The 21,108-nt window shown below is 67.5% G+C and carries 18 protein-coding genes and 2 tRNA genes; 7 read left to right on the top strand and 13 right to left on the bottom strand.

The window, feature by feature from the left end; genetic code table 11:
• The first annotated feature begins 29 nt into the window (after window positions 1-29).
• On the top strand, window positions 30-632 hold the full coding sequence (locus tag F6B43_RS01720) for a vitamin K epoxide reductase family protein (protein WP_150447209.1): 603 nt from the start codon (window positions 30-32) through the stop codon (window positions 630-632).
• Here F6B43_RS01720 and ndk read toward each other — a convergent pair.
• The 4 genes from ndk to ileS are packed head-to-tail and all read right to left on the bottom strand — an operon-like array spanning window position 629 to window position 6,277.
• Window positions 629-1,042: a nucleoside-diphosphate kinase gene (gene ndk, locus F6B43_RS01715; protein ID WP_150447208.1), complete on the bottom strand. Its 414-nt coding sequence runs from the start codon at window positions 1,040-1,042 to the stop codon at window positions 629-631. The two genes, F6B43_RS01720 and ndk, sit on opposite strands and share 4 nt — an antisense overlap.
• Before the next feature lie 2 nt (window positions 1,043-1,044).
• The gene (locus F6B43_RS01710; RefSeq protein ID WP_150447207.1) at window positions 1,045-1,491 is read right to left on the bottom strand and encodes a DUF4233 domain-containing protein; all 447 of its coding nucleotides are present in this window, start codon (window positions 1,489-1,491) and stop codon (window positions 1,045-1,047) included.
• The gene (locus F6B43_RS01705) at window positions 1,488-2,840 is read right to left on the bottom strand and encodes a bifunctional folylpolyglutamate synthase/dihydrofolate synthase (protein ID WP_150447206.1); all 1,353 of its coding nucleotides are present in this window, start codon (window positions 2,838-2,840) and stop codon (window positions 1,488-1,490) included. Before F6B43_RS01705 ends, F6B43_RS01710 begins: the two co-directional genes overlap by 4 nt.
• The gene (ileS, locus tag F6B43_RS01700) at window positions 2,837-6,277 is read right to left on the bottom strand and encodes an isoleucine--tRNA ligase (protein ID WP_150447205.1); all 3,441 of its coding nucleotides are present in this window, start codon (window positions 6,275-6,277) and stop codon (window positions 2,837-2,839) included. The genes F6B43_RS01705 and ileS overlap by 4 nt, the downstream gene beginning before the upstream one ends.
• 352 nt (window positions 6,278-6,629) lie before the next feature.
• Here ileS and F6B43_RS01695 point away from each other — a divergent pair, with 352 nt between their 5' ends.
• The 3 genes from F6B43_RS01695 to F6B43_RS01685 all read left to right on the top strand — a co-directional run bounded on the left by F6B43_RS01695 (window position 6,630) and on the right by F6B43_RS01685 (window position 10,201).
• The gene (locus F6B43_RS01695; RefSeq protein WP_150447204.1) at window positions 6,630-7,283 is read left to right on the top strand and encodes a pentapeptide repeat-containing protein; all 654 of its coding nucleotides are present in this window, start codon (window positions 6,630-6,632) and stop codon (window positions 7,281-7,283) included.
• Window positions 7,284-7,376: 93 nt separating this feature from the next.
• Window positions 7,377-9,953, top strand: a complete 2,577-nt coding sequence (gene valS / locus F6B43_RS01690) for a valine--tRNA ligase (RefSeq protein ID WP_150447203.1) — start codon at window positions 7,377-7,379, stop codon at window positions 9,951-9,953.
• On the top strand, window positions 9,953-10,201 hold the full coding sequence (locus tag F6B43_RS01685) for a hypothetical protein (RefSeq protein ID WP_150447202.1): 249 nt from the start codon (window positions 9,953-9,955) through the stop codon (window positions 10,199-10,201). Before valS ends, F6B43_RS01685 begins: the two co-directional genes overlap by 1 nt.
• Before the next feature lie 8 nt (window positions 10,202-10,209).
• Here the strand turns inward: F6B43_RS01685 and F6B43_RS01680 are convergent, their stop codons facing one another.
• Genes F6B43_RS01680 through F6B43_RS01670 form a run of 3 tightly spaced genes read right to left on the bottom strand, consistent with a single transcriptional unit; the run spans window position 10,210 to window position 12,301 of the window.
• Window positions 10,210-11,466 (bottom strand): MFS transporter, encoded by a 1,257-nt coding sequence (locus F6B43_RS01680; protein WP_150447201.1) that lies wholly within the window; start codon window positions 11,464-11,466, stop codon window positions 10,210-10,212.
• Window positions 11,463-11,690, bottom strand: a complete 228-nt coding sequence (locus F6B43_RS01675; protein WP_150447200.1) for a hypothetical protein — start codon at window positions 11,688-11,690, stop codon at window positions 11,463-11,465. Before F6B43_RS01675 ends, F6B43_RS01680 begins: the two co-directional genes overlap by 4 nt.
• Window positions 11,687-12,301: a winged helix-turn-helix domain-containing protein gene (locus F6B43_RS01670; RefSeq protein ID WP_150447199.1), complete on the bottom strand. Its 615-nt coding sequence runs from the start codon at window positions 12,299-12,301 to the stop codon at window positions 11,687-11,689. The genes F6B43_RS01675 and F6B43_RS01670 overlap by 4 nt, the downstream gene beginning before the upstream one ends.
• A gap of 91 nt (window positions 12,302-12,392) precedes the next feature.
• On the opposite strand from F6B43_RS01670, the gene F6B43_RS01665 reads away from it, so the two are divergent.
• Window positions 12,393-14,450, top strand: coding sequence for a M3 family metallopeptidase (locus tag F6B43_RS01665; protein ID WP_150447198.1), 2,058 nt, complete (start codon window positions 12,393-12,395; stop codon window positions 14,448-14,450).
• A 141-nt stretch (window positions 14,451-14,591) separates the two neighbouring features.
• Here the strand turns inward: F6B43_RS01665 and clpX are convergent, their stop codons facing one another.
• The 5 genes from clpX to F6B43_RS01640 form a co-directional block, all read right to left on the bottom strand.
• Window positions 14,592-15,860: an ATP-dependent Clp protease ATP-binding subunit ClpX gene (clpX, locus tag F6B43_RS01660; RefSeq protein WP_150447197.1), complete on the bottom strand. Its 1,269-nt coding sequence runs from the start codon at window positions 15,858-15,860 to the stop codon at window positions 14,592-14,594.
• Between the two features lie 177 nt (window positions 15,861-16,037).
• Window positions 16,038-16,724 carry an ATP-dependent Clp protease proteolytic subunit gene (locus tag F6B43_RS01655; protein WP_281349486.1) on the bottom strand — a complete coding sequence of 229 codons (687 nt, stop codon included), beginning with the start codon at window positions 16,722-16,724 and terminating at the stop codon, window positions 16,038-16,040.
• A 31-nt stretch (window positions 16,725-16,755) separates the two neighbouring features.
• Window positions 16,756-17,340 carry an ATP-dependent Clp protease proteolytic subunit gene (locus tag F6B43_RS01650; protein WP_150447196.1) on the bottom strand — a complete coding sequence of 195 codons (585 nt, stop codon included), beginning with the start codon at window positions 17,338-17,340 and terminating at the stop codon, window positions 16,756-16,758.
• A 143-nt stretch (window positions 17,341-17,483) separates the two neighbouring features.
• Entirely contained in the window at window positions 17,484-18,896 is a 1,413-nt protein-coding gene (gene tig, locus F6B43_RS01645; RefSeq protein ID WP_150447195.1) for a trigger factor, read from the bottom strand.
• 72 nt (window positions 18,897-18,968) lie between these two features.
• Window positions 18,969-19,042 (bottom strand) — tRNA-Pro (locus F6B43_RS01640).
• A gap of 146 nt (window positions 19,043-19,188) precedes the next feature.
• Between F6B43_RS01640 and F6B43_RS01635 the strand changes: the two genes are divergently transcribed.
• Window positions 19,189-19,262, top strand: a tRNA-Gly gene (locus F6B43_RS01635).
• On the opposite strand, the gene F6B43_RS19990 is transcribed toward F6B43_RS01635, so the two are convergent.
• Window positions 19,251-19,856, bottom strand: a complete 606-nt coding sequence (locus tag F6B43_RS19990) for a TetR/AcrR family transcriptional regulator (protein WP_150447194.1) — start codon at window positions 19,854-19,856, stop codon at window positions 19,251-19,253. The genes F6B43_RS01635 and F6B43_RS19990 overlap by 12 nt on opposite strands.
• An 88-nt stretch (window positions 19,857-19,944) precedes the next feature.
• Between F6B43_RS19990 and F6B43_RS01625 the strand changes: the two genes are divergently transcribed.
• A complete protein-coding gene (locus tag F6B43_RS01625; protein ID WP_150447193.1) occupies window positions 19,945-21,045 on the top strand; it encodes a hypothetical protein in 1,101 nt (366 codons plus the stop codon).
• The last annotated feature ends 63 nt before the right edge of the window (window positions 21,046-21,108 follow it).

The raw sequence follows: 21,108 nt of genomic DNA, 5'->3' as shown, positions 1-21,108 counted from the left end.
CCATAGCGCGCAGTGCCATAATCCGAGGCATGCCTCAGCAGCAGACCCACACCCGACCGACCGTGCTCGCCATCTGGCTGATCATCGCGGGTGTGATCGGGTGGATCGCCGCGTTCGCGCTCACGATGGACCGGTTCGCGCTGTTGAAGAACCCCGACGCCGTACTCGGATGCAACCTGAGCGTGCTCGTCCAGTGCGGCAAGAATCTCGAGTCGTGGCAGGGTTCCGTGTTCGGCTTCCCGAATCCGATCCTGGGTCTCGCGGGCTGGGTCGCACCGATCGTGGTCGGCGTCGCGATCCTCGCCGGGGCACGGTTCGCGCGCTGGTTCTGGTTGCTCTTCGAGCTCGGGATGCTGTTCGCCATCGGCTTCGTGATCTGGCTCATCAGTCAGAGCATCTTCGACCTCAATACGCTGTGCCCCTGGTGCATGCTCACCTGGTCGGTCACGATCCCGACGTTCTACGCCGTGACGATCCACCTGTTCCGCGCGGGGATCGTGCCCGCTTCGGCCGGCGTGCGGCGAGGCGCGGAGCGTCTCATGAGCTGGGTGCCGCTGATGACTGTGGTGACCTACGCGATCATCGCGATCATCGCCCAGCTGCGGCTGGACGTGCTCGGCTCGCTGTTCTAGAACCAGATCCCGAGCTCGCGGGCGGCCGACTCGGGGCTGTCGGAGCCGTGCACGAGGTTCTGCTGAACCTTGAGCCCCCAGTCACGCCCGAAATCGCCGCGAATGGTGCCCGGCGCCGCCGTCGTGGGATCGGTGGTTCCCGCCAGCGAGCGGAATCCCTCGATCACGCGGTTGCCGGCGAGCCGGATCGCCACGGACGGCCCCGAGAGCATGAACTCCAGAAGCGGCTCGTAAAAGGGCTTTCCCTCGTGCTCGGCGTAATGTTGTTCGAGCACGTCGCGGTCGGGCTCGACCAGCTTGATGTCGACGAGCGCATAGCCCTTCGCCTCGATCCGCGCGAGGATCGCGCCGGTGAGGCCCCGCGCCACGCCATCCGGCTTCACCAGGACGAGAGTCTCTTCGGTGGCCATGTTCAGTCTCCGTTCGGGATGCCGGGATCCTGCGCGAGTCGCGCATTCCGCGCGTCGAGCGACGCTCCCTTGATCGTCGCATACGCCCACATGCCACCGAAAATCAGTGCCACGATCAGGAAGGCGGGGACCAGGAACGCCGCCAGCGCGACGATCACCTGGAGCACCCACCCCAGGACGATCCCCCAGCGGTGCCGGAGGACGCCGCCCGTGAGCAACATCACGATCGCGAGCACGGTCCCGCCGACGACTCCCCACCACGGCTCGATCGCGTCGGGCAGTGCGCGCAGCCCGAACACGACGAGCCCGCCGAGGAAGACGATCACCGCCTCGGCCGCGAGGACGATCGAGCCGAGCGACTCGGCGGCCCCACGGGCGCGGCGAGGTCGACGGGGCTTCGGCGCATCGGCGCCCCCCGTCGGGTCGGCAGGATCGGCGGATGCGCTCACGCGCTCCACCCCGATTTCCAGTCCTGGGCGCTCGACAGCGTCAGCGCCTCACCGGCGAGCACCACCGACCCGGCGATCACCACGGCGCGGCGGTCACCCGAGGCCGCCCACTCCCGGGCGGCTTCGGCTGCAGCATCCAGGTCACCGTGCACCGTCACCGCAAGGCCCGCCGCCTCAGCGAGATCCGCGAGGAGATCGGGGTCGCTCGCGCGCTCGGACGCGGGGGCCGTCGCGAACACGTGCGCGGCCGATGGAGCGATCGCCGCCACGATTCCGGCGGCGTCCTTATCGCCCAGCACGCCGAGCACGATGCCCCACTCGTCGAAGTCGAACGCTTCGCCCAGGGCGGTGGTGAGGGCACGGACGCCGTGCGGATTGTGGGCGGCGTCGACCAGCACGGTCGGGTCGATACCGACCAGCTGCAGTCGCCCGGGCGAGGTGGCGTTGCTCAGGCCCTCCGCGAGAATGTCGCCCGCGATCGGCTGCGCCGCTCCCCCGATGAGCGATTCGACGGCTGCGATCGCCAGCGCCGCGTTGAAACCCTGGTGCGCGCCGTACAGCGGCAAGTATTCCTCGTCGTAGGTTCCCGCGAGTCCTCGGACGCTGATCAGCTGGCCACCGACGGCCAGGGTGTCGGCGGTGAGGGCGAACTCCGCGCCCTCGAAGGCGATCGTCGCACCGTGGGCGGCGGCCGCTGCCCGGAGGACGGCCTCGGCCGCAGCATCCTGCCGAGCCGAGACCACAGCCGCCCCGTCCTTGATGATGCCGGACTTGACCGTGGCGATCTCGGCGATCGTGTCGCCGAGGCGGTCGGCGTGATCGAGGTCGATCGGCGCGAACACCGCGACGTCGCCGTCGGCGGTGTTCGTCGAGTCCCACGCCCCGCCCATCCCCACTTCGAGGACGAGGACGTCGACGGGCGCGTCGGCGCAGGCGACGAACGCCAGGACGGTCAGGAGCTCGAAGAAGGTGAGCGGGGCATCGCCCGCAGCCTCCAGCTCGGCGTCGACGAGCCCCACGAACGGCTCGATCTCGTCCCACGCGTCGGCCACGGCCGCATCGGCGACCGGTTCGCCGTCGATCATGATGCGCTCGGTGAATCGCTCGAGGTGCGGGCTCGTGAACAGCCCGGTCCGCAGGCCGTGGGCGCGGATCAGGCTCTCGATCATCCGACTCGTCGACGTCTTGCCGTTCGTCCCCGTCACGTGCACGACGCGATACGTGCGCTGGGGATCGGCGAGCAGCTCCAGCACGCGGCGGGTTCGCTCCACTCTGGGCTGGACCCACTGCTCGCCCTGGCGGGCGAGCAGCGCGGCGTAGACCGCATCCGCGCGATCGCGATCGCTCATACGGCGCGCCTCACTCGCGTGACGGCGACATGGAAGCCGCCCTCGTTGGCATACGTACCGGCGGGGACGTAGGTGACGTGCTCGGGCAGCGCTCCGAACACGACCGGATGCCATGTGTCCGGCGGCGCATCGACGGGCATGGGCACGTCGCGCCCCACGACCTGCACGCGGTGCTCGAGCGAAAGCGTCTCGCCCGCCACGTCGGCGATGCCGAACGCCGACGCGACCTGGTCGCCATCGCCCTCATGGGCGAAGAGCAGGTCGAGGCGGATGCGGTCGCTCACGTCGAAACCGGCCGCCTTTCGCGTGTCCTGCACGGCGCGGATGATGTCTCGGGCGAGCCCCTCCGCCTCCAGTTCGGGGGTCGTCGCCGTGTCCAGCAGCACGAATCCATCACCAGGAAGAACCGCGAGGGCCTCTCCGTCCGGTCGGCCGGTCGTCTCGAGAACGAGCTCGTACTCCCCCGGCTCCAGGGCGATCGACCCTTCGGCGGTGTGCGCCGTGACGACTCCCCCCTCGTCCGTCCACGAGCCCGCCTTGGCCGCCTGAATGACCTGCTGCACTCGCTTGCCCAGGCGTGGTCCGGCGGCGCGCGCGTTGACCGACAGCCGGTGGGTGATGCCGTATTCCGCGGCGGCGCCCGACTCCAGCTCGACCAGGTCGACGGTCTTGACGTTGAGCTCGTCGCGCAGGATGTCGTCGAACTGCGCGAGGGATGCCGCATCCGAGAGGACGACCGTCAGTCTCGCGAGAGGCAGCCGCACGCGCTTGCCCTCGCGCTTGCGCAACGCGTTGGCGACCGACGAGACCTCGCGGACGGCATCCATCGCCGTACGGATATCGGCCGACTCGGGGAACGCGCCGGCATCGGGCCAGCCTTCGAGGTGAACGCTCCGGCCACCGGTCAGCCCCTGCCAGATCCGCTCGGAGATCAGCGGAATGAGCGGTGCCGCCACGCGCGTCACGGTTTCGAGCACCGTGTACAGCGTGTCGAAGGCCTGTGTCGAGTCGGCGTCGGCCGTGACGCCGACCCAGAACCGGTCGCGCGAGCGCCGGATGTACCAGTTCGTCAACGCTTCGGCGAAGTCGCGGAGCCGCGCAGCAGCCGTCGTCGAGTCGAGCCGCTCGAGATCGGCGGCGACCTCGCGGACGAGCTCGCCGGTGAGCGCAAGGATGTACCGGTCGAGGACATCGGTGGAATCTGTGCGCCAGGTCGCCTCGTAGCCCTCGCCGTCCTGGCCGCCGGCCGCGTTGGCGTAGGTCGAGAAGAAGTACCACGCGTTCCAGAGCGGCAGCATGAACTCCCGCACTCCCGCCCGGATCCCTTCTTCGGTCACGACGAGGTTGCCCCCGCGCAGGACGCTCGACGACATCAGGAACCACCGCATCGCGTCCGAGCCGTCGCGGTCGAAAACCTCCGAGACGTCCGGGTAGTTTCGCAACGACTTCGACATCTTCTGGCCGTCGCTGCCGAGGACGATGCCATGGCACGACACTCCGGTGAACGCCGGGCGGTCGAACAGCGCCGTCGACAGGACGTGCATGAGGTAGAACCAGCCGCGCGTCTGCCCGATGTACTCGACGATGAAGTCCGCGGGTGCGTGCTCGTCGAACCACTCGTGGTTCTCGAACGGATAGTGGACCTGTGCGAACGGCATGGAGCCCGAATCGAACCAGACGTCCAGCACATCCTCGATGCGGCGCATCGTGCTCCGGCCGGTCGGGTCGTCGGGATTCGGGCGGGTGAGCTCGTCGATGTACGGGCGATGAAGATCGACCTCGCCCGCGGAGTTCATCGGGAGGCGCCCGAAGTCCTTCTCCATCTCAGCCAGCGAGCCGTAGGCGTCGACGCGCGGATAGGCGGGATCGTCGCTCTTCCAGATGGGGATCGGCGAGCCCCAGTACCTGTTGCGACTGATCGACCAGTCGCGGGCGCCTTCGAGCCACTTGCCGAACTGGCCGTGCTTGACGTTCTCGGGCGCCCACGTGATCAGCTCGTTGTTGGCGAGCATCCGGTCTTTGATGTCGGTCACCCGCACGAACCAGCTCGACACGGCCTTGTAGATGAGGGGGTTCCGGCATCGCCAGCAGTGCGGGTAGGAGTGCTCGTAGCTGGCCTGACGGAGCAGCCGGCCGTCTCGGCGGAGCAGGCGGATGAGGGGCGTGTTCGCGTCCATCCAGAGCTCCCCCGCCACGTCCGCGACCTGGGGAAGGAAGCGCCCGCCGTCGTCGAGGCTCATGATGAGCGGGATGCCGGCGGCCTCGGTGACCCGCTGGTCGTCCTCGCCGTAGGCGGGAGCCTGGTGCACGATCCCCGTACCGTCGGATGTCGTGACGTAGTCGTCGACCAGGATGCGCCAGGCCTTCTGCGTTCCCCACGTCTCGGCATCGGCGTAGTAGTCGAAGAGCCGGTCGTAGGTGACGTCCGCGAGGTCCGAGCCGAGCACCGTCTTGACGACGGCGGCACGCGCGGCCTCGGGCGACTCGTACCCCAGGTCTTTCGCGTACCCGCCGAGGAGCTCCTCGGCGAGCAGGTACTGGTGCGACTCGGCTTCGGCGTACTCGTCGTCGCGATGCACGTCGGCCGCACCCTCGGGTCCGCCGGGGACGACGACGTATCGGATGCTCGGGCCGACCGCCAAGGCGAGGTTCGTCGGGAGCGTCCACGGCGTGGTCGTCCAGGCGAGTGCCCGCACCGCAGTGAGCCCGAGCGCTTCGGCCTTCACACCCGTGAGCGGGAAGGTGACGGTCACGGACGGGTCCTGCCGCATCTTGTACACATCGTCGTCCATGCGCAGCTCGTGGCTCGAGAGCGGCGTCTCATCGCGCCAGCAGTAGGGCAGCACGCGATATCCCTCGTAGGCGAGGCCCTTGTCGTACAGCGTCTTGAACGCCCAGAGCACCGACTCCATGTAGGTGGTGTCGAGCGTCTTGTAGCCCCGCTCGAAGTCGACCCACCGCGCCTGACGCGTGACGTAGTCCTGCCACTCGGCGCTGTACTCCATCACCGACGCCCGGGCCTTGTCGTTGAACGTCGCGATGCCCATTCGCTCGATCTCGGCCTTCTCCGTGATGCCGAGCTGCTTCATCGCCTCGAGCTCGGCCGGCAGACCGTGGGTGTCCCACCCGAAGACGCGGTCGACCTTGTTGCCCCGCATCGTCTGGAAACGCGGGAAGAGGTCCTTGGCGTAACCGGTGAGCAGATGCCCGTAGTGCGGGAGTCCGTTCGCGAAGGGTGGTCCGTCGTAGAACACCCACTCGGGCGCGCCCTCGCGCTGCGAGATCGAGGCGCGGAACGTGTCGTCCGCCTCCCAGAAGGCCAGGACCTCCTGCTCGATCGCCGGGAAGCGCGGGCTCGGCACGACGTCATGCACGGCGGTACTTCCCCCGGCGGTGCCATCCGCGGCGGGACCGAATGCGGATTTCGGGTAGCTCATGTCACTCCAGCAGGTTGCGATGCTTCCTGCGAGGACGACTCTCCGGATGAGAGAACCGCGGTACCACCCCGCTTGGCGGATGCCTCGGCATCCACCCTCTTGCACTGCGGCTGTGACGGGCCTGCCCCGCTCGGTTCTACTGAGGACTCGCGCCCGGTTCTTCCGAGAGCTCCCCGGTGATGGCCGGATCGATGCTCGTGCGTCGATTCTAGCCGCGATCCCGCGACCCCGCGCCGCGAGTCCGACCGTGCGCAGGGAGACGTGCCCGAGCGGCATCGCACGCGCCCCGTCTGCCCCATCCGTCACATCCCACCCTGCAGATGGACGCGCGTGAGACGCGTAGCGTGAGGGGATGGCACGACCCGTCACCCCTCTGCCTCCGCGTGTTGCGGCGCCCGACCTGCCTCCGCACCTCCGGCCTGCCCGCCTCGAACCGCGCGGCGATGTGCACGCCGGATCGCTCGACGATCTGACGGGCGACGTCGATGCGCGCACGGCCCACATCGTCGAGAGCGTCATCCGCCGAGCGGATGTCGGATCGCTCACGCTGAGCGGTGCCACCCTGACCGACGTCGCGATCGAGGATCTGAGGGCGGTGGACGCGTCGTTCCGCGAGTCCCGGTGGCAGACCGTGCGCGTGACCGGCGGCCGCATCGGCACCCTCGACCTCTCACGTGCCGAACTGACGGGGGTCGAGCTGCGCGGCATCCGCATCGATTACCTGAACCTCTCGGGTTCGACGGTGTCGGACGTGCTGTTCGCGGACTGCATCATCGGTGCGCTGGACGCACCGCAGTCGACGCTTCGGCGCGCGGCGTTCGAGGGATGCCGCGCCGATGAGATCGACAACCGAGGATGGCGGATCGAGAACCTCGATCTGCGGGGACTCGAAGCCCTGCACTTCCTCGACATGGCCGCTCTGCGCGGGGCGACGATGACACAACGCCAGGTCGAGAACCTCGCGCGTGGTTTCGCGATCGCCGCCGGAGTCGATGTGCGCGACTGAGCCCCCTGATCGCGCCGTGTCGCCCCGTACAATGGAGCGACATTCCACACTCAGGCACGCACACACCGTGCCGCACATATCGCAGGAGACGCCATGACCGACGCGCACATCCCCGACAAGCCCGCCCTCGAGGGTCTCGAAGCGAAATGGTCGCAGAAGTGGGATGCCGATGGCACCTTCCTGTTCGACCGGCTCCGTGCCGCCCAGGCCGGGCGCGCGGGCATCTTCTCGGTCGACACTCCCCCGCCGACCGCGTCGGGATCGCTCCACATCGGTCACGTCTTCTCGTATACCCACACCGACGTGAAGGTGCGCTACGAGCGGATGCGCGGCAAAACCGTGTTCTATCCGATGGGCTGGGACGACAACGGCCTGCCCACCGAGCGCCGTGTGCAGAACTACTACGGCGTACGCTGCGACCCGTCGCTCCCCTACGATCCCGGATTCACCCCGCCCTTCGAGGGCGGCGACAACAAGAGCTCGCGCGCGGCCGATCAGATCGCGATCAGCCGCCGCAACTTCATCGAGCTCTGCGAAACGCTCACCGTCGAGGACGAGAAGGCATTCGAAGCTCTCTGGCGCACACTCGGCCTGTCGGTCGACTGGACGCAGACGTACCGCACGATCTCGAGCGACACGATCCGCACGTCACAACTCGCCTTCCTCCGAGGGCTCGAGCGCGGCGAGGCGTATCAGTCGCTGGCTCCCACGCTATGGGACATCGATTTCCGCTCCGCGATCGCTCAGGCCGAGCTCGAAGACCGCGAGCAGCCCGCCGCGTATCACCGCCTCGCATTCCACGGGCCTGCGGACGACGTGTTCATCGAGACGACGCGCCCCGAACTGCTCGCGGCGTGCGTCGCCCTCGTCGCGCATCCCGACGACGAGCGCTACCAGCCGCTGTTCGGAACGACGGTGCGCACCCCGGTGTTCGGCGTCGACGTGCCCGTGCTGGCCCACCACCTGGCCCAGCCGGACAAGGGCTCCGGAATCGCCATGATCTGCACGTTCGGCGATGTCACCGACATCATCTGGTGGCGTGAGCTCGATCTGCCCAACCGCACGATCCTGGGGCGCGACGGCCGCATTCTCCCCGATGCGCCGGACGCCATCTCGAGTAAGGCGGGGTTGACCGCGTACGCCGAGCTCGCCGGAAAGACGGTGTTCAGCGCCAAGAAGCGCATGGTCGAACTGCTTCAGGAGTCGGGCGAGCTCATCGGCGACCCGAAGCCGTTCACGCACGTCGTCAAGTTCTACGAGAAGGGCGACCGCCCGCTCGAGATCGTTTCGACGCGCCAGTGGTACATCCGCAACGGAGCGCGCGACGCCGACCTGCGTGAGCGCCTGCTGTCACTCGGGCGCGACGTGTCGTGGCATCCCGACTTCATGCGGGTGCGATACGAGAACTGGGTGGGCGGGCTCACCGGCGACTGGCTGATCTCGCGACAGCGCTTCTTCGGCGTGCCGATCCCCGTCTGGTACGGCCTCGATGAGAACGGCGAGCGGATCGACGGCAGCGTCCTCGTGCCGGATCCCGCGCAGCTCCCGGTCGACCCTTCGACGGATGCGCCCCCCGGGTACAGCGCTGCGCAGCGCGGCGTCCCCGGTGGGTTCGAGCCCGAGCTCGACATCCTCGACACGTGGGCGACCTCGTCCCTCACGCCGCAATTGGCGGGCGGGTGGGAACGGGATGCCGAGCTCTGGAACCTCGTCGCACCCTTCGACCTGCGACCGCAGGGTCAGGACATCATCCGCACGTGGCTCTTCTCGACCATGTTGCGCAGCGCGCTGGAAGACGATCGCGCCCCGTGGACGGATGCTGCGATCTCGGGCTTCATCGTCGACCCCGACCGCAAGAAGATGTCCAAGTCGAAGGGCAACGTCGTGACCCCGGCCGACATCCTCGAGCAGCACGGCTCGGATGCGGTGCGGTACTGGGCGGCGTCCTCGCGGCTCGGCACCGACGCCGCCTTCGACCCGCAGAACCCGACGCAGATCAAGATCGGGCGACGGCTGTCGATCAAGGTACTGAACGCCGCGAAATTCGTCTTGTCGTTCCCCGTGCCCGGAGGTGCGGAGGTGACGCACGCTCTGGATGCCTCGATGCTCGCGACCCTCGACGGTGTCATCGCCGAGGCCACGAAGGCGTTGGATGCCTACGACCACGCGCGCGCGCTCGAGGTGACGGAGCAGTTCTTCTGGACCTTCTGCGACGACTACCTCGAACTCGTGAAAGAGCGTGCCTACGACCGCGCCGACGTCGGACAGGCCTCCGCCGCACTCGCACTGCGGATCGCGCTGTCGACGCTGCTGCGACTGCTCGCCCCCGTGCTCGTCTTCGCCACCGAAGAGCCGTGGTCGTGGTTCAACGAGGGCTCGGTGCACACGTCGCCGTGGCCGACGCCGCTCGGCATCGACGGTGACCCCGCCGTCCTCTCGGTCGCGAGCGCGGCGCTGATCAGCATCCGTCGCGCCAAGACCGAGGCCAAGGCATCGCAGAAGACCCCGGTGTCGATCGCCGCCATCGCCGCACCGCCCGCCGCACTGGCCGCTCTGCTGCTCGCGGAAGGCGATCTGCGAGCGGTCGGGCGGATCGCTCGGCTCACCTTCACCGAGGGTGATGAACTGACCGTGACCGGCATAGAGCTCGCGCCGGCGGAGGAGAACTGATGCAGCTGGGAACCCGGTGGACGGCAGGGCAGACCCCTCCGGCTGCGGTGCCCGTCGCGCTCCGCGACGCGATCGCCGCTGTGGACGCGGTCGTCCTGACGAGCACGGACGGATCACCCGCGCCGCGGTGGACGCTGACGTGGCTGGAGAATCGCGCACGCGCCGAACTCGACACGGGTGTGGTGGTGCGACAGGACGCGGACGGCGAGGTCGTCACCGAGCACGACGCCGACGACGAGTTCGCCTGAACCGAGCGTCAGTCTTCGAGCGGTCCTGAGAAGGTGGATGCTCTCAGGATCAACCGTGCGAAGAAGGCGGTGGCGATCAGAGTCACAACCGCCGCGATCAGATAGGGCAGACGCAGGTCGATGCGGGCGATGAAACCGCCGAGGAGCGTGGCGAAGGGGAAGAGCCCCCACGTGAAAGAGCGGATGATCCCGAGGACGCGCCCGAAGATGTCGCCCGGGACGATCGTCTGTCGCAGGGCGCCCCACGGGACATTCCACGTGGAGACGGCGAAGGCCATTCCCGCGTAGGCGATGACCGCGGTGATGACCTCGGGGGCGAGTCCGACGCCGACCAGGAACAGCCCGGCAGCGATGTTCGCGCCGAGCATCACCGCGCCGCGGCCGAAACGCTGCACCAGCGCAGGCGCCACGAGCGAGCCGCCGAGCGCACCGACACCGATCCCCGCGGTCACGAACCCGATCGCCGCGGGCTGCACGTGCATCGTGTCGAGGAAGTACAGGATCGTGGGCGCCTGGGCGAACGAGAAGGCACAGCCGACGATCGACGTGAAGACGACGATCGCGCGCAGATACCGGTGGCGCCACAGGTATGCCGCGGCGACTCTGGCGCTCACCGGATCGCGGGGCGCCTGATCGGCGCGACGCAGTGAGCGCGCGGCCGACAGGGGCAGCAAGATCGCGAGGGCGATCGGAATGATATAGCCGGCCGCGCCCACCCAGAGGGGCAGCACCATCGAAACGGCGAACAGGACGCCGGCGATCGGTGTGGCGATGAAGCTGTCGATCGTGACCTGCGCCGCCTGCATGAAGCCGTTCGCCCTGTCGAGCGCAGGTTTCTCGACGATCGAGGGGATCACCGCATTCGTCGCGTTGTCGAAGAGCGTCTCCCCCACGCCGAACACGAGGGTCGCGACCAGCAGACTCCAGATGGTCATCGTGCCGGTCACCATCATGAGCGACAACGCGAGCGCAACGCCTCCGCGAAGGGTGTTGGCGACGGCCATGATCCAGCGCCGATCAAAGCGATCGACGAGCATGCCGGCAGGCAGTCCGAAGACGAGCCACGGCAGGAAGGCGAGTGCGCCGATCGCGGCGATCGCCACCGGGTCACGGGTGAGAGTCGTAGCGATCAGCGGCACTGCGGTGCGGCCGACACCGTCGGCGAGGTTGCTGAAGGCGGCGGCGGTCCAGAGCTTGCCGAAGTCGGATCCGAGCCGCGGGCGCTTCAGTGGCGACGACGCGCGATCCGTGACGACATCGCTCATCGGGGAAGCATGCCCGCGTACACCATCGCGGCCGCGCTGAGTCGGTGTTCGTCGGTGCGTCTGGTGTGGTCGGATCGGGGCCCGATCATCGTCGTACGTCGCTGCATCCGGGCGATCGCTGCCGCCTCCAGGACCCGAGCCATCCTCAGCAGAGCACGATCCATCGCCGTCGGCCGCCCGTCGACCAGAACGGGGAGTGCGTGCGAGGCGGTCATGGTGGTCATCGATGTGCTCCTTCCTCGGGAAGCGGGAAGACGTCGACGTGCATCGTCACAGGACGCACGCCCTCTCCCCGTTGATCGCGATACTTTCCGACGGTCTCGTCGAGCAGCGCCTGTAGCTTCTCCGCGAGTTCCTGCATCTGCGCCGACGTCAGCCGAGCGTTCGCGGTGGAGATGAGCGACCCGTCCTGCCAGTCCTCCGGCTCACTCTGCAGCCCGCGCGCGGCGTACTGCATGAGCTGCTGGTGCCGGCGGTTCAGGAACTCGGTCATCACCACCTGCGTCGCTGCACGTCCGGACGGAGTCTTCATCGCCTCGGGGTTGGCGAACGAAACGCCGCCGACAGGCCGCTCCCACCAGCGCTCGCGAGCGGTTCCACGCCCATCGACTTCGCGGATGAGGTCGTGCTTGGCCAGAGCGCGCAGGTGATAGCTGGTCGCTCCCGAAGACTCGCCGGTCAGGCTCGCGAGCGAGCTCGCCGTCTGCGGACCGTACTGGCTGAGGATGTCGTAGATCTGCACGCGGAGGGGGTGAGCGAGCGCGCGGAGCGCCCCCGCATCCAAGATGCGGTCGTTGCGGTCGAGCAGCCTCCGGGCATCCGTCTGATCTTGCATGGATACAAAGATAGCTTTGCATTCTCTTCTTTGCAACATATTCTTTGCAAGATTTCATTTGCAACCGCGAGGCACGGATTACGCTGGCTCTATGACGGATGCATCGCTCAACCCCCTCCTGACACCCAGCACCCTCCCCTACGCGCTGCCGCCCTATGGCGACATCCGTCCCGAGCACTACCTGCCCGCCTTCGAGCAGGCGTTCGCCGACCATCGCGCCGAGATCTCGGCGATCACCCGCGTGCGGTCCATGCCGACTTTCGAGAACACGATGGAAGCTCTCGAGCGGAGCGGCGAGCTCCTGGGCAGCGTGGCGCGAACCTTCTACACGGTGAGCTCGGCCGACGCCACTGACGCGATCCAGGAGATCGAAGAGACCCTGGCGCCGCTGATGTCGGCCCATAACGATGCGATCCAGCTGGACGGTGAGCTGTATTGGCGGGTGAAGACGCTCCACGATCACCTCGACACCACCGACCTCGAGCCCGAGCAGCGCTACCTCGTGGAGCGGCACTATCGCGAGATGTCGCAGGCGGGCGCGGGTCTCGATGACGCGGCGAAAGCGCGTCTCACCGAGCTCAATCAGCGCCTGTCGACGCTCACCACGACCTTCGAGAAGAATCTGCTTGCCGACACGAACGATCTCGCCGTGGTCTTCAGTGACCCCGCAGAGTTGGACGGCTTGACCGAAGGCGAACTCTCCGCCGCCGCCCAAGCGGCCGCGGATCGCGGCCTGGACGGGAAGTACGTCGTCACGCTCACGCTCTTCACCGGGCACCCCTACCTGTCCACGCTGACCGATCGCGAGAGCCGCCGTCGGATCATGGACGCCTCCCGGCAGCGCGGCTCGCGCGGCGGAGCGTATGACAATCGCGAAGTCCTCCTGGAGATCGTCCGGCTGCGTGCGGAGCGCGCGCGCCTGCTCGGCTACTCCTCGCACGCCGCCTACGTCACCTCCGACGAGACGGCCGGATCACCAGAGGCAGTGCACGACCTCCTCCGCCGACTCGCCGCACCGGCTGCCCGTAACGCCGCCCGCGAACAGCAGGCACTGCAGGCGATCATCGATGCCGGGGACGCACCGTTCGCCCTCGAAGCGCACGACTGGGCCTACTACACCGAGCGCGTGCGTGCGGCAGAATACGACCTCGATCGCACAGCACTGCGTCCGTGGTTCGAAGCCGAGCGCGTGCTGCGCGACGGGGTGTTCCACGCGGCGACCGAGCTCTACGGAGTCACGTTCACCGAGCGTCACGACCTCGCCGCCTATCATCCCGACGCGCGGGTGTTCGAGGTGCACAACGCCGACGGCTCTGCTCTGGGCCTGTTCATCCTCGACCTGTACACACGCGACTCGAAGCGCGGTGGAGCGTGGATGAACTCGATCGTGTCGCAGTCGCGTCTGCGCGGCACCGCGCCCGTGGTCGTCAACAACCTCAATGTGCCGAAGCCCGCGCCGGGCAAGCCGACGATGCTGACGCTCGACGAGGTCACCACCCTCTTCCACGAGTTCGGCCATGCCCTGCACGGCCTGTTCGCGACCGTGACGTACCCCCACTTCGCCGGCACGGCCGTCTTCCGCGACTTCGTCGAGTTCCCGAGCCAGGTAAACGAGATGTGGATCTACTGGCCCGAAGTGCTGGCGAACTACGCAAAGCACGTCGACACGGGCGAGCCGCTCCCGGCCGAGGTGCTCGAGAAACTGCAGGCCTCAGAGGTCTTCAACCAGGGGTTCGCCACCAGCGAGTACCTCGCGGCGTCCTGGCTCGATCAGGCATGGCACTCGCTGAGTGCCGATCAGGCCGCGACCGACATCGATGTCGCCGCGTTCGAGGCATCCGCTCTGGCCGACATCGGTCTCGATAACCCCGTCGTGCCCACGCGCTACTCGTCGACCTACTTCGCTCATGTCTTCTCCGGCGGCTACAGCGCGGGCTACTACTCGTACATCTGGAGCGAGGTGCTCGACGCCGACACCGTCGAGTGGTTCCGCGACAATGGCGGGCTCGAGCGCGCGAACGGTCAGCGCTTCCGCGACCGGCTGCTCGGCGTCGGCGGCTCGAAGGATCCGCTCCAGGCCTATCGCGAGTTCCGAGGGCGGGATGCTGAGATCGAGCCGCTCTTGAAACGTCGAGGGCTCGCGGACTGAGCCTCGGCGCGGTGCACGGGATCACAGCGCGAGCGCCGCGTAGACCCCCGTGCACCCGCCTTCACCCGGATCGAGGCGAATCCGATCGAACTCGAGCCGCTCAGCCGATCCGGCCCGGCGGGAGCGACGGAAGCCGTCGGGTCAGGCGGTCTTGCGGTTCTCGCGAAGCACCATCGTGGGCGCCTCGCCGTCTTCGACCGACGCACGGGTGATGACGACCTTGGCCACGTCTTCGGCCGACGGAATGTCGAACATGATCGGGCCGAGGACATCCTCGAGGATCGCACGGAGGCCGCGGGCGCCGGTCTTGCGCAGCACCGCCAGATCGGCGATCGCGCGCAGTGCGTCCTCGTCGAAGTCGAGTTCTACGCCGTCCAGCTCGAACATCCGCTGGTATTGCTTGACGAGCGCGTTCTTCGGCTCGGTCAGGATCTCCATGAGCGCGTCCTGGTCGAGCTGATTGACCGACGCGACGACGGGAAGACGACCGATGAACTCAGGGATCAGACCGAACTTGTGCAGATCCTCCGGGAGAACCTCGCTGAAGAGGTTCATGTCGTCGCCCTTGTTGTGCAACGGGGCACCGAACCCGATGCCATGCTTGCCGACGCGACTCGAGATGATGTCTTCGAGACCCGCGAAAGCGCCTGCGACGATGAAGAGCACGTTCGTGGTGTCGATCTGGATGAATTCCTGGTGCGGATGCTTGCGGCCGCCCTGCGGCGGCACCGATGCCACTGTTCCCTCGAGGATCTTCAGGAGCGCCTGCTGCACGCCCTCACCCGACACATCACGCGTGATCGAGGGATTCTCGGCCTTGCGGGCGATCTTGTCGACCTCATCGATGTAGATGATTCCGGTCTCCGCGCGCTTCGTGTCGAAATCGGCGGCCTGGATCAGCTTGAGGAGGATGTTCTCGACGTCCTCGCCGACGTAGCCCGCCTCGGTCAGCGCCGTGGCGTCGGCAACAGCGAAAGGTACGTTGAGCCGCTTCGCCAGAGTCTGTGCGAGGTAGGTCTTACCGCAGCCGGTGGGACCGATCAGCAGGATGTTGCTCTTCGCGATCTCGACCTCGTCCGCCCGCTGCTCGGCCGACTGGATCGTGCCGTGGGCGCGAATGCGCTTGTAGTGGTTGTACACGGCGACCGACAAGGCGCGCTTCGCGTCTTCCTGACCGACCACGTACTCCTCGAGGAAGGAGAAGATCTCGCGCGGCTTGGGCAGATCGAAGTCGGAGACGACTCCGGACGCCGACTCGGCCATGCGCTCTTCGATGATCTCGTTGCAGAGTTCGACGCATTCGTCGCAGATGTAGACACCGGGGCCGGCGATCAACTGCTGAACCTGCTTCTGGCTCTTGCCGCAGAAGGAGCATTTGAAGAGGTCGGCGCTCTCACCGATGCGTGCCATCAGACTCCCCCAACTGACCGCGGGCCGTTCCCCGGACTGATTTCGAGCCTAGCCGCTGATGCGGACAACGGCGGGGATTGCGTCGCACTTGTGGAAAGTCCCCCACCTCGTGCCCCGAGAAACGAGACGGCACCCCGTCGCGAAGGCGACGGGGTGCCGTTCCTGTGGTTCGGTGCGCTACGCGGTGAGCGCCGCCTGGCCGCGCTTGCGGGTCGTGAGCACCTGGTCGACGATTCCGTAGTCCTTGGCTTCCGCGGCGGAGAAGATCTTGTCGCGGTCGATGTCGCGGTTCACCTTCGCGACGTCCTGACCTGTGTGCGCCGCCATCGTCTCCTCCAGCCACGTCCGCATGCGGAGGATCTCGGCTGCCTGGATCTCGATGTCGGAAGCCTGACCGTGGCCGGACTCGCCCATCGCGGGCTGGTGGATGAGGATCCGCGCGTTGGGCAGGGCAAGTCGCTTGCCCGGCGCCCCCGCTGCCAGCAGCACGGACGCCGCCGACGCGGCCTGGCCGAGCACGACAGTCTGGATCTGCGGGGACACGTACTGCATGGTGTCGTAGATCGCCGTCATGGCGGTGAACGATCCGCCGGGCGAGTTGATGTACATGATGATGTCGCGATCGGGATCCTGGCTCTCGAGCACGAGCAGCTGGGCCATGACGTCGTCGGCCGACGCGTCGTCGACCTGCACACCGAGGAAGATGACGCGGTCCTCGAACAGCTTGTTGTAGGGATCCTGACGCTTGTAGCCGTATGCCGTGCGCTCCTCGAACTGCGGGAGGACGTAGCGGCTGCCCGGCATCTGCAGGCCCTGGGGGGCGCTGCCCTGTGACGGCATCGAGCCGAAGGTGGGGGTGATCATCCTGATATCTCTCTCTTTCGCCTTCGGTCCGTCAGGCCGTCGTCCCGGCGCCGCCGACGACGTCGGTCAGGTGTGCACGGATGTGGTCGACGAAGCCGTACTCGAGGGCTTCCTCAGCGGTGAACCACCGATCGCGGTCACCGTCTTCGTTGATCTGCTGGACGGACTTGCCCGTCTGAGCGGCGGTGATCTCGGCGAGGCGGTTCTTCATCGAGATGATGAGCTGAGCCTGGGTCTGGATGTCGCTCGAGGTTCCGCCGAACCCACCGTGGGGCTGGTGCAGGAGCACGCGCGCGTTCGGGGTGATGTAGCGCTTGCCCTTCGTGCCGCTGGTCAGGAGCAGCTGACCCATCGAAGCGGCCATCCCGATGCCGACCGTGACGATGTCGTTCGGGACGAACTGCATCGTGTCGTAGATCGCCATCCCCGCGGTGATCGAACCGCCGGGCGAGTTCACGTACAGGAAGATGTCCTTCTCTTGGTCCTCGGCCGCGAGCAGGAGGATCTTGGCGCAGATCTCGTTCGCGTTCTCGTCGCGCACCTCCGATCCCAGCCAGATGATGCGGTCTCTCAGCAGCCTGTCAAAGACACTCGTTGCGACCAGTGGTTCGGCCATTGTTGCTCCGTTTCGTTGTACGTCTGCGTCGAATCTACCGGCGCGTCGCGGGCGACCCGCCCGTGTTCGCCGTGGGCAGATCAGAGACGAACAGAGGGCGGATGCCGCAGCATCCGCCCTCTGTTCGTCATATGTGGTCGCGACTACTCGGCGGCCTTCTTGGAGCTCTTGCGCGGCTTCTTGGCCGGAGCCTCTTCAGCCTGGATGATCTCGTCGGCGTCGGCCGCAGCATCCGCGAGGTCCTGCGCCTCGTCGACGACTTCTTCCTCTGCCTCGTCTTCGGATGCGACGAACCCGGTCAGGTCGACGGGCTTTCCGTTCGTGTCGACGACAGTCGCCTTGCCCAGCGCGACGGCGAGGGCCTTGTTGCGCGACACCTCACCCACGAGAGAAGGAAGCTGACCGTTCTGCTGGATCGCGTCGACGAACTCCTGCGGCGCCATGCCGTACTGCGCGGCGGACTGGATGAGGTACTGCGTCAGCTCGTCCTGCGAGACCTTGACGTCGACGCGCTCGGCGATCGCGTCCAGGACCATCTGGGTGCGGAACTGCTTCGTGCTCGCCTCGGTGACCTCGGCGCGGTGCACGTCGTCTTCGAGGCGGCCCTCGCCCTCGAGGTGCGTGTGCACCTCGTCTTCGATGAGCTGCGGCGGCACGGGGATCTCGACGGCGTCGAGAAGGGCCTCGATGAAGCGGTCGCGCGCCTGCGAACCCTGGGTGAAGACGGACTGCTGCCCGACCCGCTCCGACAGGCTCTCACGCAACTCTGCAATGGTGTCGAACTCGCTTGCGATCTGTGCGAAGTCGTCGTCGGCGTCGGGCAGCTCGCGCTCCTTGACCGCGGTCACCACCACGGCGACCTCGGCCTCTTCGCCGGCGTGGTCGCCGCCGATCAGGGTGGAGCGGAACGTCGTCTCCTCGCCTGCGGTGAGCGAGTCGATCGCCTCGTCGATGCCCTCGAGCAGCTCACCCGAGCCGACCTCGTACGACACGCCCTCGGCGCGATCGATCTCGGCGCCGTCGATCGTGGCGACGAGGTTCAGCTCGACGAAGTCGCCGGTGGAGGCGGGGCGGTCGACGGTGATGAGCGTGCCGAAGCGCGCACGGAGCTTGTCGAGCTCCTCGTCGATCGCAGCCTCGTCGACAGCGGCCGCGTCGACGGTCACGGTGATGCCCGCGTACGAGGGAAGCTCGAACTCGGGGCGCACGTCGACCTCGACCTCGACGAGGAGGTCGCCGGTGAAGTCCTTCTCGTTCGGCCACTCCTTCACATCGGCGCTGGGGCGACCGATGACGCGGACGCTCTCGGCCTCGACGGCCTGACGGTAGAACGTGTCGAGCCCTTCGCTGACGGCGTGCTCGAGCACGGCGGTGCGACCGACGCGCTGATCGATGATCGGCGCGGGGACCTTGCCCTTGCGGAAGCCCGGGATCTGTACGTCCTGCGCGATGTGCTCGTAGGCGTGCGCGATGCTCGGCTTGAGCTCATCGGGCGAAACCGTGATGGTCAGCTTGACCCGGGTGGGGGTCAGCTTCTCGACGGTGGTGTTCACCATTGCTGTTCGTTCTCCTCTGGTTTCCGCGCGCGTGCGCGGCGGCTGAAGGTGTGGGTTCTGGGGGCCGTGATGTCGGGGCGACAGGATTTGAACCTGCGGCCTCCCGCTCCCAAAGCGGGCGCTCTACCAAGCTGAGCTACGCCCCGGGCAGGGTCGCGCGCGTACGCGGACGCGAAACGGCCCTGAGAAGTCTAGCCGACCCACCTGAGGACGGAACCCGGCCCGCGTCACGATCGCCGCGCGCAGTCCGTTAGACTTTCCTACGCACATCCCGGCCGGATCGGCCGGATGTGGGGCTGTAGCTTAGTGGTAAAGCCTCTGTCTTCCAAACAGATGATGCGAGTTCGATTCTCGTCAGCCCCTCCACATATTTGACCCGGTCAGCGCGGCGATTCCGTCCACGTATGTCCGCGGATCGATCGCACCGGCCATCGCGCACGTGACGACGTACCCCTGGCACAGGCTGAGCATCGACTGCGCCGCGGACTCTGCAAGTGCCCCAGCCGCGGACTCGTCGACGGAGGACCGCCGCGCCCACGGGGTCACCGCCACCCGCATCCCCTCCCGCAGCTGCTGGAGGCGCTGTCCCGCGATCTCGCCCATATCCGGATCGATCGTCGACTCCGCCCAGAGCTGCAGGATCACCTCGATGGGGATCATCTGCGCCCTGAGCCCCTGCAGGATGAACGCCACCGCATCCAGCGGGCCCATTGTGGGGTCCGTCAGCGCACGCTCGGTGAGCGCGCCGACCTGACCGCCGACCACGCGTTCAGCGACGAATCTCGCGATGTCCGCCTTCCCGCTGAAGTGCGAGTAGATGGATCCGGCCGACGCCCCCGACTCGGCGATGATGTCGGCCATCGTCGTGCGGGCGAAACCGTTGCGCTGGATGCATGCGAGCGCCGCGCGGGCGATCTCTGCGCGCTTGGCGTCGCGGTACTCGTTCGTCACCCTCGGCATGTCGTCATCCTCTCACGCTCCATCTTTCAAACAGAACGTTTATTTCGTATAGTGGGTCTCCCGACCGACGTTCACCCTGGGAGCATCCGTGAGCACTTCGACGTCCGACCACACCGATTCCACGCGCCGAACCGCGCACGAGCCCGCCGCCCCGACCGTCCGGCACACCAAATGGGGGCTCGCCGTGGCCTTCGGACTCGCGGGCGCTGTCGTCGTCGCGCTCATCGTGCTGGCCTTCCTCTGGCCCGTCGCCACAGCCGAACCGCGCAACCTTCCGATCGCGATCAGCGGTCCCTCCGCTCAGGTCGATGGACTCGAGGCGGCCCTCGACGAGAAGACCGGTGGGCTCTTCGCCTATACCCGGGTCGATGATCGCGCTGCGGCGGTCGCGGCGATCCAAGACCGCAGCGTCTACGGAGCGATCGTGCTCGGACAGGCTCCCGAGGTGCTCACCGCAGGCGCGGCGAACGTCTCCGTGGCCCAGCAGCTCACCGGGCTCGCGGCCCAGCTCCAGCAGCAGCTCGCCGCCCAGGTGGCCGCAGCCGGCGGAGATGCGTCGCAGGTGAAGGTCGCCGTCACCGACGTGGTCCCGCTGTCGGCGAACGATCCCAACGGGGCCGCGCTCGCCGTCGCCTCCTTCCCCCTCGTCCTCGGGGAGATGCTGGGCGGCATCCTCGTGTCGTTCCTGGTGGTGGGCACCTGGCGTCGCGTGACAGCGCTGGTCGTCTACGGCGTCGCCGCCGGCCTGGCGGTGACCGCGATCCTGCAGCCCTGGTTCGGGGTGCTGCAGGGTGACTTCCTGATCAACGCGCTCGCGCTCGGCCTCGCGATGTTCGCCACGGCGTCATTGATCGTCGGGCTGAACGCGCTCATCGGACGCGCCGGAATCGCGGTGGGCGCGATCCTCACCATCCTGGTCGCGAACCCGATCTCGTCCGCGACGCTCCCCCATCAGTTTCTCGCGGGACCGTGGGGAGACATCGGGCAGTTCTTCGTCCCGGGAGCGGCCTCGACCCTGGTGCGGAGCCTGAGCTACTTCCCCGCCGCCGACACCGCTGCGCAGTGGCTCACACTCGTCGCCTGGGCGGCCGCGGGGCTGCTGCTCAGCATCCTCGGGCACTTCCGCAATCAGGCCCCCGTCGCGCTCCCCGAGTCGGAGCTGGATCCGCTCCCTGCCAACGCGGCCTGAGAGCGCGCATCTCATCCTGTCCGGGCGATTCCCTCGCGCATCGCGACGGGCATGGTTGGTGCC

The sequence above is a fragment of the Microbacterium rhizomatis genome (assembly GCF_008710745.1).
Taxonomy (GTDB): Bacteria; Actinomycetota; Actinomycetes; order Actinomycetales; family Microbacteriaceae; genus Microbacterium; species Microbacterium rhizomatis.
Note: the sequence above shows the minus strand (reverse complement) of the source record. Positions and strands in the feature narration are given on the sequence as shown.